The sequence below is a fragment of the Methanofervidicoccus abyssi genome, from assembly GCF_004310395.1.
Classification (GTDB): domain Archaea; phylum AGJL01; class Methanococci; order Methanococcales; family Methanococcaceae; genus Methanofervidicoccus; species Methanofervidicoccus abyssi.
In genome coordinates, this window is the sequence record NZ_BFAX01000005.1 from 1 (window position 1) to 16205 (window position 16205).

16 protein-coding genes and 1 pseudogene are annotated in these 16205 nt (G+C 35.0%); 7 read left to right on the forward strand and 10 right to left on the reverse strand.

What is annotated here, in order from left to right; genetic code table 11:
* Positions 1-311: 311 nt before the first annotated feature.
* Positions 312-848 carry a CDP-2,3-bis-(O-geranylgeranyl)-sn-glycerol synthase gene (locus tag MHHB_RS06005; RefSeq protein ID WP_131007775.1) on the reverse strand — a complete coding sequence of 179 codons (537 nt, stop codon included), beginning with the start codon at positions 846-848 and terminating at the stop codon, positions 312-314.
* 192 nt (positions 849-1040) lie between these two features.
* Between MHHB_RS06005 and MHHB_RS06010 the strand changes: the two genes are divergently transcribed.
* Together MHHB_RS06010 and MHHB_RS06015 are read left to right on the forward strand one after the other, a co-directional pair.
* Positions 1041-2255, forward strand: coding sequence for a geranylgeranyl reductase family protein (locus MHHB_RS06010; protein WP_131007776.1), 1215 nt, complete (start codon positions 1041-1043; stop codon positions 2253-2255).
* Between the two features lie 87 nt (positions 2256-2342).
* Positions 2343-2678, forward strand: coding sequence for a phosphohexomutase domain-containing protein (locus MHHB_RS06015; protein ID WP_131007777.1), 336 nt, complete (start codon positions 2343-2345; stop codon positions 2676-2678).
* Positions 2679-2694: 16 nt separating this feature from the next.
* Here MHHB_RS06015 and MHHB_RS06020 read toward each other — a convergent pair whose 3' ends face one another.
* Positions 2695-3471 (reverse strand): hypothetical protein, encoded by a 777-nt coding sequence (locus tag MHHB_RS06020; RefSeq protein ID WP_229701939.1) that lies wholly within the window; start codon positions 3469-3471, stop codon positions 2695-2697.
* Positions 3472-3746: 275 nt separating this feature from the next.
* On the opposite strand from MHHB_RS06020, the pseudogene MHHB_RS06615 reads away from it, so the two are divergent.
* Positions 3747-4291: pseudogene (locus MHHB_RS06615) on the forward strand (asparaginase domain-containing protein); the annotation flags it as partial.
* A 457-nt stretch (positions 4292-4748) separates the two neighbouring features.
* Here the strand turns inward: MHHB_RS06615 and MHHB_RS06030 are convergent.
* The 3 genes from MHHB_RS06030 to MHHB_RS06040 form a co-directional block, all read right to left on the reverse strand.
* A complete protein-coding gene (locus MHHB_RS06030) occupies positions 4749-5696 on the reverse strand; it encodes a nucleoside recognition domain-containing protein (RefSeq protein ID WP_131007779.1) in 948 nt (315 codons plus the stop codon).
* A gap of 63 nt (positions 5697-5759) precedes the next feature.
* Entirely contained in the window at positions 5760-6179 is a 420-nt protein-coding gene (locus MHHB_RS06035) for an NfeD family protein (protein WP_131007780.1), read from the reverse strand.
* A gap of 128 nt (positions 6180-6307) precedes the next feature.
* Positions 6308-6952, reverse strand: coding sequence for a molybdenum cofactor guanylyltransferase (locus tag MHHB_RS06040; protein WP_131007781.1), 645 nt, complete (start codon positions 6950-6952; stop codon positions 6308-6310).
* Between the two features lie 91 nt (positions 6953-7043).
* Between MHHB_RS06040 and MHHB_RS06045 the strand changes: the two genes are divergently transcribed.
* Positions 7044-7490, forward strand: a complete 447-nt coding sequence (locus MHHB_RS06045) for a methanogenesis marker 6 protein (protein WP_131007782.1) — start codon at positions 7044-7046, stop codon at positions 7488-7490.
* Positions 7491-7543: 53 nt separating this feature from the next.
* Here MHHB_RS06045 and MHHB_RS06050 read toward each other — a convergent pair whose 3' ends face one another.
* Entirely contained in the window at positions 7544-8218 is a 675-nt protein-coding gene (locus MHHB_RS06050; protein ID WP_131007783.1) for a protein kinase domain-containing protein, read from the reverse strand.
* Positions 8219-8417: 199 nt separating this feature from the next.
* Between MHHB_RS06050 and MHHB_RS06055 the strand changes: the two genes are divergently transcribed.
* A complete protein-coding gene (locus MHHB_RS06055) occupies positions 8418-9782 on the forward strand; it encodes a DHH family phosphoesterase (RefSeq protein WP_131007784.1) in 1365 nt (454 codons plus the stop codon).
* A 529-nt stretch (positions 9783-10311) separates the two neighbouring features.
* Here the strand turns inward: MHHB_RS06055 and thpR are convergent.
* Genes thpR through MHHB_RS06075 form a run of 4 tightly spaced genes read right to left on the reverse strand, consistent with a single transcriptional unit; the run spans position 10312 to position 13571 of the window.
* On the reverse strand, positions 10312-10833 hold the full coding sequence (gene thpR, locus MHHB_RS06060; protein ID WP_131007785.1) for an RNA 2',3'-cyclic phosphodiesterase: 522 nt from the start codon (positions 10831-10833) through the stop codon (positions 10312-10314).
* 4 nt (positions 10834-10837) lie between these two features.
* The gene (locus MHHB_RS06065) at positions 10838-10999 is read right to left on the reverse strand and encodes a Trm112 family protein (RefSeq protein WP_131007786.1); all 162 of its coding nucleotides are present in this window, start codon (positions 10997-10999) and stop codon (positions 10838-10840) included.
* Positions 10996-12339, reverse strand: coding sequence for an adenylosuccinate lyase (purB, locus tag MHHB_RS06070; RefSeq protein ID WP_131007787.1), 1344 nt, complete (start codon positions 12337-12339; stop codon positions 10996-10998). The genes MHHB_RS06065 and purB overlap by 4 nt, the downstream gene beginning before the upstream one ends.
* Positions 12340-12350: 11 nt before the next feature.
* Complete coding sequence (locus tag MHHB_RS06075; protein WP_131007788.1) at positions 12351-13571, reverse strand: 2,3-bisphosphoglycerate-independent phosphoglycerate mutase; 1221 nt, start codon at positions 13569-13571, stop codon at positions 12351-12353.
* A 127-nt stretch (positions 13572-13698) separates the two neighbouring features.
* Between MHHB_RS06075 and MHHB_RS06080 the strand changes: the two genes are divergently transcribed.
* Positions 13699-14847, forward strand: coding sequence for an amidohydrolase family protein (locus tag MHHB_RS06080; RefSeq protein WP_131007789.1), 1149 nt, complete (start codon positions 13699-13701; stop codon positions 14845-14847).
* A complete protein-coding gene (locus MHHB_RS06085) occupies positions 14828-16099 on the forward strand; it encodes a UbiD family decarboxylase (protein ID WP_131007790.1) in 1272 nt (423 codons plus the stop codon). The genes MHHB_RS06080 and MHHB_RS06085 overlap by 20 nt, the downstream gene beginning before the upstream one ends.
* The last annotated feature ends 106 nt before the right edge of the window (positions 16100-16205 follow it).

The following is a 16205-nucleotide window of genomic DNA, read 5'->3' on the forward strand; positions in this document are numbered from 1 at the left end:
GCTTAGTCGGACCCCAATAGCAGTGGCCTCCGGCGGGATCAACCGGAATTAAAATGGAGTACGATCGCCACCGGTCGTTACCAGGTATCACTTGGTTGCAGGCTTACATCCAACCTAAGTCTTTGACTTAGGTTATCATTCCATTGCATAATATTTGCCATGTATAGAGTATTGTATTGTTTTTAGGTTTAGAACGATAGGGATATAAATGTTGTAGAAGTATATATAAATATATAAAACACACATCTTTTAAAACTTCTGAAAATTCTTTTATAACTAAAATAATAATTTAAGGAATTTCTTTTTGGAATTTACCACCATATATTTTTAATTCCCAGTAAATAGGCCACAATATTACTTGATAGATGTATCACAGGTGTAATGATCAATATTGTAACTATCATGTCTAAGGTTAGAGGTGCAAAAGGATAGGCAAATAACATTGCAAATACAACGAAGTCAAGTTGATCGAGTAGAGGTGCAGGTTTTCCCCGCTCTATTCCTAACCTTCTCTTGATAAAACTACCTACCATGTCCCCAAAGAGGGCTCCCAAGGATAGGAAAAAACCAACATATATCCATTTAAAGAGGTTATAGTAGAACTCAGAAGTTCCTACTATATCCAGATTTAGAAGGATACTCTCAAAAGCAGCAGCGATACATCCACAAAGTAAACCAAAGAAAAATCCTCTATATGTAACTCCATCGCCTAGTAATCTTCTTCCATCTAAGAAGCACTTCCCTAAATCCACTGGGGCTCCTCCACCAAATACACAGGCGGCAGCATTTGCAACATAGGCTGGTAAAATATATATTAAAGAGTTAAAAAGTATTCGGACAGGATTCATAAGACCCCTCAATCTCCTATAAAATTTTTATATAGACCACTTTTTTAAGAGACTAAGTATATAGATACAACTCTAATCTCATAAGCGGGTTATTATATTGTTTTATTATTATTTTATTATTCATATTGGTTATTATAATTAAATTTTTTTATAACAATTATGCTATAATTCAACCAAGGATATAGGGAAACTATGGATCTGGATAGATACGATGTCGTTATTGTTGGAGGAGGGCCAATAGGTTGTATCACTGGAGAGAGTATAAAACATCATAAGGTGTTAATTGTTGAAGAGCATAGTGCGGTAGGAGTTCCTCTACAGTGTGGAGGACTTGTTAGTAAAAAGGGGGTGAAGGAGTTAGGATACCCAAAAGGCGTGGTAAACAAAGTTAAGGGGGCTTATATATTTTCAAAAAATAGAAGTATAAAAATTGAAGATAGGGACATTAGGGCTTATGTGTTTGAAAGGAAAATCATGGACAAAGATATAGCAAAGAGAGTATCTAAGAAGGTTGATTTCCTACTTAAAGCCTACGGTAGATTGGTTAAAACTCCCTACCATCAGAAGGAGAATAGATCGGAAAATATTCTCAATTTCAAAAATCAGATTAAGAAGAAAGGATACACCCTCTCTGTAAGTTTTATGGGGGATAACTACCGTCTAAATCCCAAGGTTATAGTTGGTGCAGATGGAGTAAGATCCAGTATTGGAAGATCTGCAGGAATACCTATGATTAGAGAGGTACTCTCTGGGGCCCAGCTTGAGATGGTTAATGTGAATGTTGACAGTGATTTTGTCTATATATTTTTAGATAAATCTTACTCTAAAGACTTCTTTGCATGGATAATTCCTATGGGAGAGGATAGAGTAAGGGTTGGCCTATGTGATACGTCAGATGGATACAACAAACTTATTAATCTTATAGAGAATCACCCTGTAGTCTCCCAGATGCTGAAGGGCGGCATTCCTGTAGAGTTCTCTGTAGGAGCCCTTCCTATAGGGTATGCAAAGGAGACAGTTAAAAATAATCTCCTCCTTGTTGGAGATGCTGCAGGACATGTGAAACCTTTAAGTGGAGGGGGACTATACTACGGAGCAAAATGCGCCAAGATCTGTGGAAATGTTATAGAAGAATACCTCAGGGAAGAGCATGATATTGGGTACTTGAAAAAATACCATAAACTCTGGAAAAGGGAAATATGGAGAGAGATTGATTTTGGACTCAAGTTTAGACGTATCTTAAAGAAGATGGACAACAACAAAATAGACAAGCTTCTAGAGTTCATCGAGAAGAACGAGCTTATAGACTATATTGTAGAAAAAGGAGATATGGACAATCCCTCCAAAGTACTAGAAGGAATATTTAAAAAATTTTTAGGAAATTGTATAAAAAGTTTATTAAATTAAATCTTAAAATTTAATAATTATTATTAAAATTAATAATTAAGAGAAAAGATAATGGAAAAGAACCTTTAAAAATGACCTCTATCTATCATGTATCCTACCTCTATTTTCGAAGACTATAAATTGCATACTCTTATGGAGAAGGTACCTTCCTATGTAAATTTAAGGAAAAAAATCAAGTGTAATGAGGATAAAAAATCAAGTGTGATTAAGTATATAATAGAAAGTGGAGAAAAAATATATGATGGTGTAGTCCCTGAAACTGTAGATGGTGCCAGGTTTAATTTAGAAGATGGATGGGTACTTATAAGGCCCTCTGGAACTGAACCCTATACAAGAATAAGGGTTGAAGGGAGGGATAATAATATAGCAAAGGGTCTTTTAGAAAGGGGCCTTAAATTAATTAAAGAGGCCCTAAAAACCTAAATTTTTAATTATATTTTTACTCTACTCTTTTATAGGATATGAATAACATAACTATAATAGATACAATTACTGCACCAATGGGTATGGGAGCCCTAATTGATAAACCTCCACCTGGAGTTACGAAAAAGTTAGTAGGTGGGGCATACTGTAAAGTCTGGCCTGCATATGGTGTATCGCCAGATATATTGTATATAATAGCTTCGGATCCATTAAATGGAATTATTCCGCTATAATATTCATTACCGCTATTTTTATAAGGCATTTGTACTTCCCAGGTAATGTTTCTATTTAAGTTTTGGAGTACAAAGGAGAGGTTGTGGTAATAACTACCACCTTGGTGGGCTCCACTAAAGTTTATTCCATCTTCTGATATATATATGTCCCAATATCCATCTGCATAGTTGTCATCATTATAATTATCATTCATTATTATTTTGATCTGGGATCCTACTGGTATCTCTGTAGTATATGGAAGAGAAGTTACGTTATAAGTGTTCCCTCCACTCTGTTCAAATATTGTATGTGTATTACCATCTGGATCTGTCCAGGATAATACTGCGGTAGGTGCTGGGTCTGTAGTTCCGTCATCATCATTTAATTTTATCACCTGTCTTATTATATCTCCGTTGTCCAACTGATAATCTATAACTGTATATATATAATCTGGACCATTATATGAATTATCTCCATCAAATGTATTCCCTAAGGGATCGTAGTAAGTACCGTTATACTCATATACTCCCAACCAGGCTTTCACAATCTTAGGCTCTTCTCCATATACTTGTAATGGCATTAGGATTATCGTTATTAACAATAATAATTTTAATAGATTGTTTCTCATATATTATCGCCTTTGTGGTGTTTATATTATATAACACATATATATGAAGGTTGTATCTTCTCCCTTATAAACCTTCCGAGAAATAAATATATTATAAAAATTATATAATAATTATTTTAATTAATTATAGGTAATAAAATATGAAAAATAAAACTAACATGGGAGATTACAATGTTGGGGATTAAATATCTCTAAAAACGAAAAATACTCAATACACAGGTACTGTTATGCCCTCCCTGTATATGGTATATTGGTTATTAAAATGAAAAATGGATACAACATAGGTATTTCAAAGGATAATATCCTATCCATAGAAAAAATAGAGATTGGAAAACCCCCGACCTACAAAAAAACCAAAGATAAATATTGAAAAAAGAGAAAAACCTAAAAAACATATCCATCCTATCCACTGGGGGCACTGTAGCCTCTAGAGTGGATTACAACACAGGAGCAGTTCATCCAGCATTTAAGGCAGTGGACCTGATATTGGTAGTGCCAGAATTACTTGAGATCGCAAATATATCTGGTAGGCCCCTAATGAATATATTAAGTGAAAATATATTGCCCAATCATTGAAAGATTATTACTAAGGAGATTAAGAAAGAAGTAGAGAACGGGGCCAATGGGATTGTTATTAACCCATGGTACAGATACCATGCACTACATAGCCAGTGCCCTGTCCTTTATGATAGATACAAACATACCCATTGTGCTTGTGGGAGCCCAGAGAAGTAGTGATAGACCCTCCTCAGATGCAGCATTAAATCTCATAATAATAATAATCAGGAATATTTTCTAATGGAAATTAGAACTAATAATAAAAATATCGAAAAATCTCCATTAATAGAGGTTCTATGCTATTAAAGAGAAGGAATTAACAAAGTTTATACTCTTCTCTCCCTGTATCTTAATAAATAAAGATTAACAGAAATCTAGTTATCTTTACCAATTCTTACAATTATGACTACTGTATCTTTATACTCTTCTTCCCCTTGGAAGGAATATTTAAAAAATTTTAATTTAATAATTATTATAAAATTAATAATAAGAGAAAAGATAATGGAAAAGAACTTAAAAATAAAGACCTCTATCTATCATGTTACCCCGGTAACTATGGTATAGTTTCTCCTTTGTATCTCAGTGTTTATTCGAGATATTTTCTGAGTAGTAAGGGGATTTGGCTCATAACTTTTTATTATAATGGTTTAGGAATAATGTTGATGAATACCCTACATTAAAATTAAAAATCCTATTATAAATATATCCAAGAGTAAAGTAATGGCACCATTTATCATAACTATTTTTGTCCCAAGTTTCGGTCCAAAGAGAGTTATATGTAAAGGTAAGGAGTGTTTTACGTATCGAGATGAGAAGGTTATTATATTTCCAATGGTAAGACCTATCAACACCTCCTTTGGATTTAGTATACCCTCTCTCAAAAATCCTCCAGCCATTACTACAGCTCCGTAAACATTTATTACTTCAGTTAAGGCCAGTAAACCAATATTCGGATTTAAATTGAATGTTTTAGTTACAGGCATAATTAAACTGTTCAAGTATTGAAAAACTCCTAATTTAGATAAAAGTATAACTAAAAACATGGTAGTATACATTACTAGTACTAATCTCTTCGAAAATTTCAATGTACTGTACAGGGAAGTCTTTATACTTTTCTTTTTATAACCTTCTACCACTATATCTTTCTCTATATTTCCATTCTTCGATAATCTCTTTAGATAGAACATTCCTAATACAGTCTTTATAAGTGCTACACCTAACCTAATGAGTAAGAACAACACTCCAGTTAAACCTAATATAGGTATTACAACAGGTAGGAAAAAAGTAAATGTATGGGATAGAAGAGAAGGAAAAGAGTTGGCAAGGGATGTTGCAATTACCTCTTCCTCACTTATTTTATTACTTTTTAAACCTTCTGCTAAAATGGAATATCCGACTGTAGGACTAAATAAACATGCTAGTATAGAAGAAAGAGCAAGAGAATTTATATTTAGATGTTTCGTAATAGGTAATATATTTTTTGAGATCTTCTCCAGGATACCTGAGTTAATTAGATAATTCATGATAAAGATTGTAGGGATAACTATAGATATCAATTTTAAAGTATAGATTAGGGATGTTTTAAATGATATGATTAAGATATCAATAGAAGGATGCATATAACCCCTCTTAATATTTTAAAACACTGTTAGAAATCGTTAAAACATTAAAGGAGTATCTAATCATTCTTTAACTTTCTCCACAACTAAGAACACCCCTTCAATTCCAACTATTCTAACCTTATCACCTTTTTTTAAAGGTTCCCTCCCTTTAATATGCCATTTTTCATTATCTATGGTAATCAGCCCCTGTCCATTCTTATCTAAGTCTACAGATAGAATTATCACTTTTCCTATGAATTTTTCGGGGCCTATCTTTATATCCTCCCCTACTTTATATACCAAACTCTGTAAAATAACAACTGTAACTATCCCTGCAACTAGGGCGAGGGGTAGTGCCAAAGATGGAGCATAGAGTAGCATTACACCGTATATAGTCAAGGATATTCCAACTGCTGGAAAATAAAGACCAGGTATAATAGATTCTAGGAGTATAAATGATAATCCCATCAAAATTAATAGGTACCCTATATTCAATATCATAACATCACCTTAACCTCTAAAACTTCCGCCCTTTCAGAGGAAAAATCATGATAACTCCAACGGTGTAATAATTTTCTCAATATTTTTACTACTATTTTTGTATGGTTTCCCTGCAAGACTTTTGTTCTTTAGGGTAGAGAGGAATCATAATTTTTCAAATCCTCGAAGGTATTTATATTTATAAATACCCTTTTACTTCTATCTATATCCTTTGAAGATACATATAGAGGGTTCAACCTCTGAATTAACTCCCTTATAGGGATTCCTTTATTTCTGACTGTTATCTCCTTTACTAACTTTTCTAGAGTATTCAAGGAAGATCTTTTATATAGAGAAAAAAGGGGCTCAATGTATCCATTCTCGTGTTTAGGTACTATACAGTTGTAGCCTTTAGATTCTGCAGTATCTATATACTTCAGTAGGTTCTCCAAGGATTCTCTATTTATAAAGGGAGTGTCACAGGGAAGTACAAGAATCCAATCTCCCTCAGTTATCCTCATGCCTGAGAGTATTCCTACTGTAGGCCCTCTGTTGTATATCACATCCCATGTTACAGTCTGTCTGTATTTCTTCAACAGATACACTATTTTATCAATGTGATCACTATCCAAATATCTAATATTTTTAAACACTAAAACAAAGGGGATCTTCATCTCCACAAGTACTCTGATAGTACTCTCTATTAGATAACTTTCTTTCCATCTCCTAAATGGTTTCTCACCACCTAATCTCTCTGCATTACCTCCCGAGAGTACAATCGCTGAAATCTTCATAATATCACAGTATATAAAAAAATATATATTAAACAAGAATTTTAATTTTATATATTAATTATAATAAAAATATTAAACAAACGGTGATACTGTGAAAACAAAAGTTATAGTCCTATCTGAAGATGCCAGGACATCTCCTTCAAGACTTTTTAGATTTTTGAATTCTCTGAATTACAATATCAGAGTAAAGGAGACATGTTTTGGAGCGTATATTGAAGGAGAAGATGAAGTTGTTGACGAAGTTGCCAAAATAGTCAGAAACTTAGAGAAAAATAAGATCTTCTGTAAGGATAGAGGGTATCCAATATGGGATAAGAGAGTATGTAGGGCCTACAGGGGTGGAGGTCCTAGGTTTGGATTTCACCAGTTGGAGGCTGAACAGAGGACCTTGGAGTTAATATCTAAGGGATTGGAGGAATTAGATAAGGGTAATTTAGAAGACGAAGAAATAGATAAGAAATATAAGGAGATTACTCATAGGTATAAGAAGTTAGATATTAAGAAATTTAAGGAGATATTAGAAACACAGATAGATTGATAGGAAAAATATTCTATCGTTGGAGGGCTCTGTCTTTTATTTCTGTCCATATTCTATTGTGAGGATGTCCTTTTAACTACGTATTTCTTATAATTCCTCACAAATTTTCTTATTTTCTCTAATTCAACCTCAGAGATATTTAATATTTCACATGTCCTTCTTGCGATATAAGATTTACCAAAGAACAGAGAAACTGCACTGCTAAAGTTACGAGGAGTCCTCCCAATTTTGGCACTGCCGAAATCTATAATATACACCTTAGAAGATTCATTTATTATGATATGCTTTCCCCCCTGTATCTCACCATGATCTATTCCATGGATGTCGAGATGAATACACTGTTTTAAAACCTCCTCTATAATTTTAATATATTCCTTTCTATCTATGTTTTCAGTGGAAACATAATTCTTCAAGTTGATCCCTTCGATATACTCCATTATAAGGTAATCCTTGGAAAAAGTATACAACTTAGGACCTATATTTAGAGTATTGACTTCTTTTAATATACAACCTTCTTCATAGATTGTGTTTTTAGCATCCACCCTTGGTACCTTTATGGCAACTTTTTTGTCGTTATACAAACCTTTAAATACCACACCTCTGTGTCCCTTACCAAGGATATCTAAGAGTATTATATTGTAGTTGTTCAACATATTCTCTAATCTCTTCCAATCTACCAATTTACCTATGATTTTATACTCCTTAAATCTATGTAAGTTATGACTCATAACCTTCCCTTGTGCAATATTATAAAATAATCACAATTATATTATAAATTTATTGTAAATTAAAAATCTATTATATCTAAACCAGTCATTTTTATTTTATACACTGAAGATACAAAACAACTTAATCCTTATGGACCCAGATGGAATATTCTTTTAATCTATAAAAAGAGCAGGACTCTATTAAACATTGAGGGATAACATGATAACAACAGTATTCAAAGATAAAAAAATCTACGAGAAATACAGAAAAACTGTGAATGAAATTGCTGAGAAGATAAAGAATCATCAGGGGTTGATAAGGATAATTACTCACTACGATACAGATGGACTGGCTTCAGGCACTATACTCATAAAGATGTTATACAGATTAAACAAGAACTTCCACCTCTCTATTGTGGAGCATCTAAATGAGAAGGTTATAAACAGAATATATAACAACGAGTACAACAACACCCTCTATATTTTCTGTGATATGGGTAGTGCCTACATCGACACAATTGCAGGGAAGGACATGAATGCCATCATCTTAGATCACCATCCTCCAAAGTTGAGATATACCAAAGTTGAAGAAGTGCATCAACTTAACCCTCACCTATTCAACCTCAATGGGGTACGGGAGGTATCTGCAAGTGGTGTCTGTTATCTAGTGGCGAGGGAATATGAGTTTTACGACCTAAGTATATTCGCCATTGTAGGTGCTATTGGAGACGTGCAACATGAACCTTTCATAGGTATGAACAAGTTTATAGTAAACGAGGCGAGGGAACACAGGTATCTAAGGAACATAGTAAAGGATATTATATACAATGCCTATGATCTCCCTATCTGGCAGTCTATATTGTATTCCACAAAACCCTATATTAAGGAGTTAAGTGATGAAGAGAGTGTAATGAACCTACTCAAGGAAGTAGATATAGATCCTAACAAAACCTACTTAGAAGAAGAGGAGAAGAATAGATTAGTTTCTGCTCTTAAGAGGTATGTAGATGAGTCCCAGATTGTTGTAGATAGGTACATTATAAACCATAAGATAGAAGATGCCTACTATCTATCGGAGATTCTTAACGCCTGTGGTAAGAAAGGCATGGGTTCTGTGGGCATAGGTGTCGCCTTAGAAGATGACGAGTGTATCAAGATAGGAAAAAAGATCTATATTAAGTACAAGAATGATATAATAGAACAACTTAAGAATATAGAACTTCATAAATTGAACAATATAGAGTATTTCTTTGGAAAGAAAGGTACTATTGGACATATGGCCTCTCTACTTGTAAGGGATAAACCAGTTATTGGTATCTACGAGGAGGAAGGGTACTATAAGATGTCTTCCAGGGGTAACAGGTTGTTGGTGGAGAAGGGATTAGACCTCTCAAAGGTTATGAGTATCGCTTCCCAATTTGGAGGTAGTGGTGGAGGTCATAACATAGCCTCTGGAGCGAGAATACCTAAGATATACCTCAACGCTTTCCTACAGAAGGTAGATGAGATCGTAGGGAATCAATTGAAGAGAAGGGAGAGAGAAATGGAGAACAGAGAAGAAGTAGATAATAAAGGTACTGATTAAAGAATATATGGAACTAATAACCTGTCGAAAATCGTAAATAAAATAAATAAAAATAATAATCGTAAATAAAATAACAAAAAGTAAATAAAGTATAATTTAAACTCTGGTTAATACCTAATATATCCTTCTATCCCTCTAGACTATATATTATATACTATGAAAAGTGAGATAAAATTTCCGTTAATCTCCTTTCTTAGAAGTTTTTACTCCTTTTCTGTTATTTCTCTTTATGTTTTTTATAAATATTATTATTTTTTTGATCATGAAAATTCTTATTATTTTATCGAGGTCTCCATAGTAGTTGTTGTTCGATATAATATTTTTGTTGCTATATTATAAAAAATAAAAACCTACAATTAGTTATCCATGATATAGAAGTTCCTACAACCTTTAGACATGAATTAAGAAGCTATAATCATTAAACATTTAGAGAATATTTCTAACAGTGATAAAATATAAAAGATTTCTATAAACAGTTAAATTTTTATCTTTTTAACTATCACTTTATGAGAAAAGAGTCTATAATTGTTTAAAAATCCCATCTCTTAAGCACATTGTAAATAGGACCACTCCTTGTTAAGGTACTCTTCATCAACACTATACTATCTACATAGAGAGTTCCTATATCTACATCTCTGTATTTCTTTATTCTCTCTTTAAGAATTTTTTTATCCTTAAGAAACTTCACCCTTCCTATGGTTATGTGTGGTACATACTCCCTCTCCTTTTTAAAGTTCAACCCTTGAAGCTTCATATCCACCTCTTCAAAAAGAGGCACGAGATTGGAGGCTCCCACCCAGATAACCCTTATATAGTTCTCATTGGGAAATACTCCCAAACCCCCTATATGACTCTCAACAGGTTCTATGGATAGATCCATATTCTTAATATCTTCAACAGTTTTTTCCTCGATTTCCCCAAGAAATTTAACTGTAATATGGAGGTTCTCCCTTTCGACTAATTTGATCCCCTCTATTTTGAAGTTACTCTTTAGATTCTCCAGTTCCTCAACTATCTCATCACTTAACTCAATTGCTAAAAAGCACCTCATATTTTCACTTCTTTAACAATATAGGAATATCATTTATTATAGGGTATTCTTCCTTACATCTTTTACATAGAAGTTTATATCTTCTATACTTTTCTTCCACAAGTTCCAACTCCCCTCTACAGGATGGACACTGAAGTATATCTAAGTATTCCCTTATCCACGTCATCTTCTCAACTCTTTTATAACGTTATCTACTATCTTTGGAGCGAGTCCTATATAGGTGGAATAATCAAACAGCTCCTCTAGCTCCTCTTCACGGAGATACTTCATAATCTCATCATCTTCTCTTAGAACTTCCTTAAGATGCCTACTTTCTTCGTAGGCTCTCATGGTACATCTTCTCACTACTTCATGGGCTCTCTGTCTTCCCATCCCCTTCTTAGCAAGGGTCATCATCACCCTCTCAGCCATTATAAGTCCCTTTGTCAATTCCAAGTTTCTCTTTACATTCTCCTTATTTACCCTCAATTTTCTAATACCCTTTATACTCAGATTTAATATATGGTCTAAGAGTACACAGGATTCAGAGAAGAGACACCTCTCTGCAGAGGAGTTTGTTAGATCCCTCTCCTCCCATAGGGGAATGTTGTCAAAACCTGCAAGGACATTTGCCTTGATTATCCTCGAGAGACCACAGATCTGTTCAAAAGTTATTGGATTTCTTTTATGAGGCATTGTAGAACTTCCAACCTGTTTCTTAGGATCGAACTCCTCCTCCAATTCTCCAATCTCTGTCCTCTGCATGTTTCTAACTGTTACCCCTATCTTATTTAGGGTCTGGGCAATAAGGGCAAGAGTGGCCAGAAATTCTCCATGTCTATCCCTCTGAATAACCTGGTTGGAGATAAGAACTGGGGTTAATCCTAAAATCTCCCCTACCTTCTTATGTACCTCCATACCTTTATCTCCAAGTGCTGCCATGGTACCTACAGCCCCAGTAACCATGGAGACACAGAGTCTCTTTTTACACTCTTTGAGTCTATCTATATGCCTCTGGATCTCAGAAGCCCAGAGGGCGAACCTCATACCGTAAGTTGTAGGGATGGCATGTTGTCCATGAGTTCTTCCAATACAGACGGTGTATTTATGCTCCTCTGCCTTCTTAAGTAGTTCTTCCTTTAACTCCTCCAACTTCCCAAGTAGAATATCTATGGTCTCCTTAAACTGTAAGGACTGGGCGGTATCTACTATGTCGTTGGATGTTACACCAAAGTGGACATACTCCCCAGCATTTCCTTCACATACCTCTGCAAGAGCTTTTACCATGGCCATAATATCATGTTTTATCTCCCTCTCGATCTCTTTAACCCTCTCTAACTTCACGTATTTTGTAGACGCCTTTCTACAGATCTCCATAGCAGCTTCTTTAGGTACAATACCAAGTTCTCCTTGAGCCTTTGCAATAGCACCTTCTACCTCAAGCATCTTCTGTAGTCTATTCTCTTCATCCCAGATTCTCTTCATCTCCTCTGAACCGTATCTATAGTCTATAGGATGCACTGCCATATTTAATACCCCTAAGCACCGTATTTTTCAGATTTATTTATAAGATCTAAGAGTATAGGCATAATATACTTACCTTTTATCCAGCATAGGCCTCCCTTGTAAGTGGAGAACTCGTCAAATCTATCTACATCGTCTGGCCTAACACTTTTACCCCATATTACTATAGGGACAGGATCTGCAGAGTGGTCTCTCACCTCTATTGGAGAACTGTGATCCCCAGTTACTACAATATAAACCTCCTCCCTATCTATGTTGTTCAGTATATACTCCAACATCCTATCTATATTTTCAAGTACCTTTACCTTCGTCTCGTAGTCTCCGTCATGGGAAGCCTCATCGGCACCTTTTACATTAACCATTATAAAGTCGTAATTTTTAATACTTTCTACAACAGCCCTGGCCTTACCCATGTAGTTTGTAGAAGGAGTGCCTGTAGCACCCTCTACAGGTATAAAGTCCAGCTCTACCATCTTCCCAATACCTTTTATCAGTCCAGTACCTGCAATACAGGCACCCCTTAACTTGTATCTCTCATAAAATGGTTCTATATAAGGTACCATCCCTCCTCCTCTAGGTAGGATGATATTTCCAGGAAGTAATCCTTTCTTCCTTCTATCTTCGTTTACTGGGTGATTATTCAATCTCTCGTAGGAGATTTTTATAAGTTTATTGAGGATATCTGCAGTCCTCTTTGCCTCCGGAGAACTATCTAAGGGCTTAACCTCAGATACCTTAACACCTACTTTATGAGGATCTCCATCTGATACCTTATCACTTAACCCCTCCCCCCTTAGAACAAGGGCTGCCCTATAACCTCCAGACTCCTTAAATATTACCTTAACTCCATCTATCTCCAACCCATCTATAACCTTTTCAAGTTCCTTAGTTTCTTTTATTCTCCCTGCTCTTCTATCCAAAACCTTGAAGTTCTCATCTACAGTGGCGAAGTTACACCTAAATGCAACATCCCCAGGCTTCACCTCTATACCTACACCTGCTGCCTCAAAGGGACCTCTACCAGTGTAATACTTATAAGGATCGTATCCAAGGAGTGCTAAGTGGGCAGTATCACTCCCAGGTCTTACTCCTATATCTACGGCATTCATTATCCCACAGATCCCCTCTTTAGCCATTCCATCTAATGTTGGAGTGTTCGCCTCCTTTAAAGGAGTATTTCCTTTAGAGTTAGGCCTATCTCCCAATCCATCTATAATAAAAAGTATTATCTTCACAGATATCACCAAAGGGTTGTGGATTACAGAACAAATAAAGTTTCACATTTTATTTTTTATAATCTCTTTTATTATTATTTTTATTATTATTGATTAATATATTAAAAGAGTAATTTAAAGGTGAACCATGTATTCTAGAGATACTGTTTATCTAAAATCCCACTTCCTATATGGTGAAGACTTCCAATACAGAAAAGGTGTTCTTGTAATTGAAGATGGTATAATAAAAGGATTTACAAGAGAATATATAAGAGATCCAATTTCTCATAAAGGTGTTGTGATACCTCCCCTTATAAACGCCCATACTCATATAGGAGATAATATTATAAAAGATGTAGGGATAAACAAAACCTTAGATGAACTTGTAAAACCTCCCGATGGACTGAAACATAGATTTTTAAATACCTGTAGTGATGAGGAGTTAATAGATGGGATGTTAGATGGGTTGGAAGAGCTTAAAAATAATGGTGTAACTTACTTCTGTGATTTTAGGGAAGGGGGGTTAAAGGGTGTGTATCTTCTAAAAAGGGCATACAATAAGTATAACAGAGAGTTTCCATACCCTATAATATTAGGGAGACCTACAACTTACAATAAAGAAGATCTAAAAAATGAGATAAGAAAGATTCTGAAGGTGGTAGATGGAATAGGGCTAAGTGGATGTAACGAGTATTCAGATGAAGACCTGAAGGTTATCAGAAAGTTAGACTACAAAATATTCTCCATCCATGCCAATGAACATAAAGGTTCTATAGAGTTCTCTAAAAGTACTTATGGAATGAGTGAGATAGAGAGGATAATAGATCTAAAACTCCATCCCACATTTATCGTACATGCTACCTATACAACTCCTTACGAGGCACAGCTTTTAAGAGAGTGTAACATAGCAGTTGTTGTATGTCCAAGAGCAAATGCCTCCTTTAACGTAGGGTTACCGGATATCAAAAACCTACTGAATAATGACGTACTTGTTGGATTGGGGACTGATAACTTTATGGCTAACTCTCCCTCTATACTTAAGGAGATGGATTTTATATACAAAATATACCATATAGATCCCAAAGAGATACTTAGATTCTCCACGATAAACAACTGTAAAATACTGGGACTTGAAGGGATTGGATTGATAGAGGAAGGTTATAAAGGGATATTTACCTTCATAAGGGACTGTCCTTCTATAAGATATTCAAAGAATATAGTTGCTTCTATAATAACGAGATGTGAAAAGGGAGATATCGTAATTTACGGGGGAAATAATGATAGGGGAGCTTATTAACTCCATAGAAAAGATAGAGGTACCTTCTGCAGATAGAAAATTCGGTATAACTAGGATACTGAAAAAATACGATGGAATTCCCGTGTATATAAAGGATGTAAATGGCTATGAGGTTATAGGAAACCTATGTAATAGGGAAACAATAGCTAAAAGTCTGGGAATTTCTGTAAAGGATCTTACGAGACATATGTTAAGTTGTATGGAGAGGGAAAAAGAGGGAAAATTAGTTATAAACAACAAGTTGAAGAAAGAGTATATAGAAGATGATCCTAGGGAGATAAACAACTATCCAATACCAATATACTACCCTAAGGATGGAGGGCCCTATATTACTTCAGGTGTTGTAATTGTAAAAGATAAAGATTATGGAGTTAATGCCTCTATACATAGGATACTTGTAAAGGAAGATCATTTAGTAATCAGGATGGTAGAACAGAGACATCTCCACTGTATATATACGAAAAATATCCAGGATGGAGAAGTAGACGTCGCCATAGTAATAGGAGTCCACCCTGCTGTACTTCTAGCCGCAGCTACTTCTGGAGATATCACATTCAACGAGTTGAGATACGCTTCTGTCTTAATGGGAGAACCCTTAGAACTTATAAAGTGTGATACTGTAGATCTAGAGGTACCTCCTGGAGAGTTTATCATCGAAGGTAAAATCACTAAGGAGATGGAAGAAGAAGGCCCCTTTGTTGATATCACTGGAACCTACGACAAGGTTAGAAAACAGCCAGTTATAAAGATAACATCCCTAAAGAGAAAAGAAAACCCTATATTTCACGCCCTCCTACCTGGAGGAATAGAGCACAAGGTACTTATGGGATTGCCCCAGGAACCTAGGATATTTAAAGGTGTAAGGAATGTAGTGCCAACTGTAAAGGATGTTGTATTAACAGAAGGAGGATGTTGCTGGCTACATGCTGTAATATCTATTGAAAAGAGAACGGAAGGAGATGGAAAGAATACAATACTTGCAGCCTTAGCTTCCCATCCGAGTTTAAAGCATGTAGTGGTTGTAGATGACGATATAGATATACACAACCCCAAGGATGTGGAATACGCTATAGCGACGAGAGTACAGGCTGATAGGGATGTGGTTATAATAAAAGGTGCTAAAGGATCTTCCCTAGATCCTTCAATAGATGAAGACAAAACAACTGCAAAGATGGGTATAGATGCCACTATAAGTTTAAGAAAAAATAGGGATGATTTTATTAGGGTAGAAATATCTAAAGATAGATTTTAAAAATTTGAAGATGCTAGAACTTAATGAATAAAGAGATTATCCAAGCCAAAGTGTAAGGAATTCTGTCTTCTTCGAAGATCATAATGAAGTCTATCTATCCCGTAAA

What these genes read in the sequence shown, in the direction of transcription:
- MHHB_RS06005 (WP_131007775.1), bottom strand. Translation starts at nt 848, where the DNA reads ATGAATCCTGTCCGAATACTTTTTAACTCTTTAATATATATTTTACCA.
- MHHB_RS06010 (WP_131007776.1), top strand. Translation starts at nt 1,041, where the DNA reads ATGGATCTGGATAGATACGATGTCGTTATTGTTGGAGGAGGGCCAATA.
- MHHB_RS06015 (WP_131007777.1), top strand. Translation starts at nt 2,343, where the DNA reads ATGTATCCTACCTCTATTTTCGAAGACTATAAATTGCATACTCTTATG.
- MHHB_RS06020 (WP_229701939.1), bottom strand. Translation starts at nt 3,471, where the DNA reads ATGCCATTACAAGTATATGGAGAAGAGCCTAAGATTGTGAAAGCCTGG.
- MHHB_RS06030 (WP_131007779.1), bottom strand. Translation starts at nt 5,696, where the DNA reads ATGCATCCTTCTATTGATATCTTAATCATATCATTTAAAACATCCCTA.
- MHHB_RS06035 (WP_131007780.1), bottom strand. Translation starts at nt 6,179, where the DNA reads ATGATATTGAATATAGGGTACCTATTAATTTTGATGGGATTATCATTT.
- MHHB_RS06040 (WP_131007781.1), bottom strand. Translation starts at nt 6,952, where the DNA reads ATGAAGATTTCAGCGATTGTACTCTCGGGAGGTAATGCAGAGAGATTA.
- MHHB_RS06050 (WP_131007783.1), bottom strand. Translation starts at nt 8,218, where the DNA reads ATGAGTCATAACTTACATAGATTTAAGGAGTATAAAATCATAGGTAAA.
- MHHB_RS06055 (WP_131007784.1), top strand. Translation starts at nt 8,418, where the DNA reads ATGATAACAACAGTATTCAAAGATAAAAAAATCTACGAGAAATACAGA.
- thpR (WP_131007785.1), bottom strand. Translation starts at nt 10,833, where the DNA reads ATGAGGTGCTTTTTAGCAATTGAGTTAAGTGATGAGATAGTTGAGGAA.
- MHHB_RS06065 (WP_131007786.1), bottom strand. Translation starts at nt 10,999, where the DNA reads ATGACGTGGATAAGGGAATACTTAGATATACTTCAGTGTCCATCCTGT.
- purB (WP_131007787.1), bottom strand. Translation starts at nt 12,339, where the DNA reads ATGGCAGTGCATCCTATAGACTATAGATACGGTTCAGAGGAGATGAAG.
- MHHB_RS06080 (WP_131007789.1), top strand. Translation starts at nt 13,699, where the DNA reads ATGTATTCTAGAGATACTGTTTATCTAAAATCCCACTTCCTATATGGT.
- MHHB_RS06085 (WP_131007790.1), top strand. Translation starts at nt 14,828, where the DNA reads ATGATAGGGGAGCTTATTAACTCCATAGAAAAGATAGAGGTACCTTCT.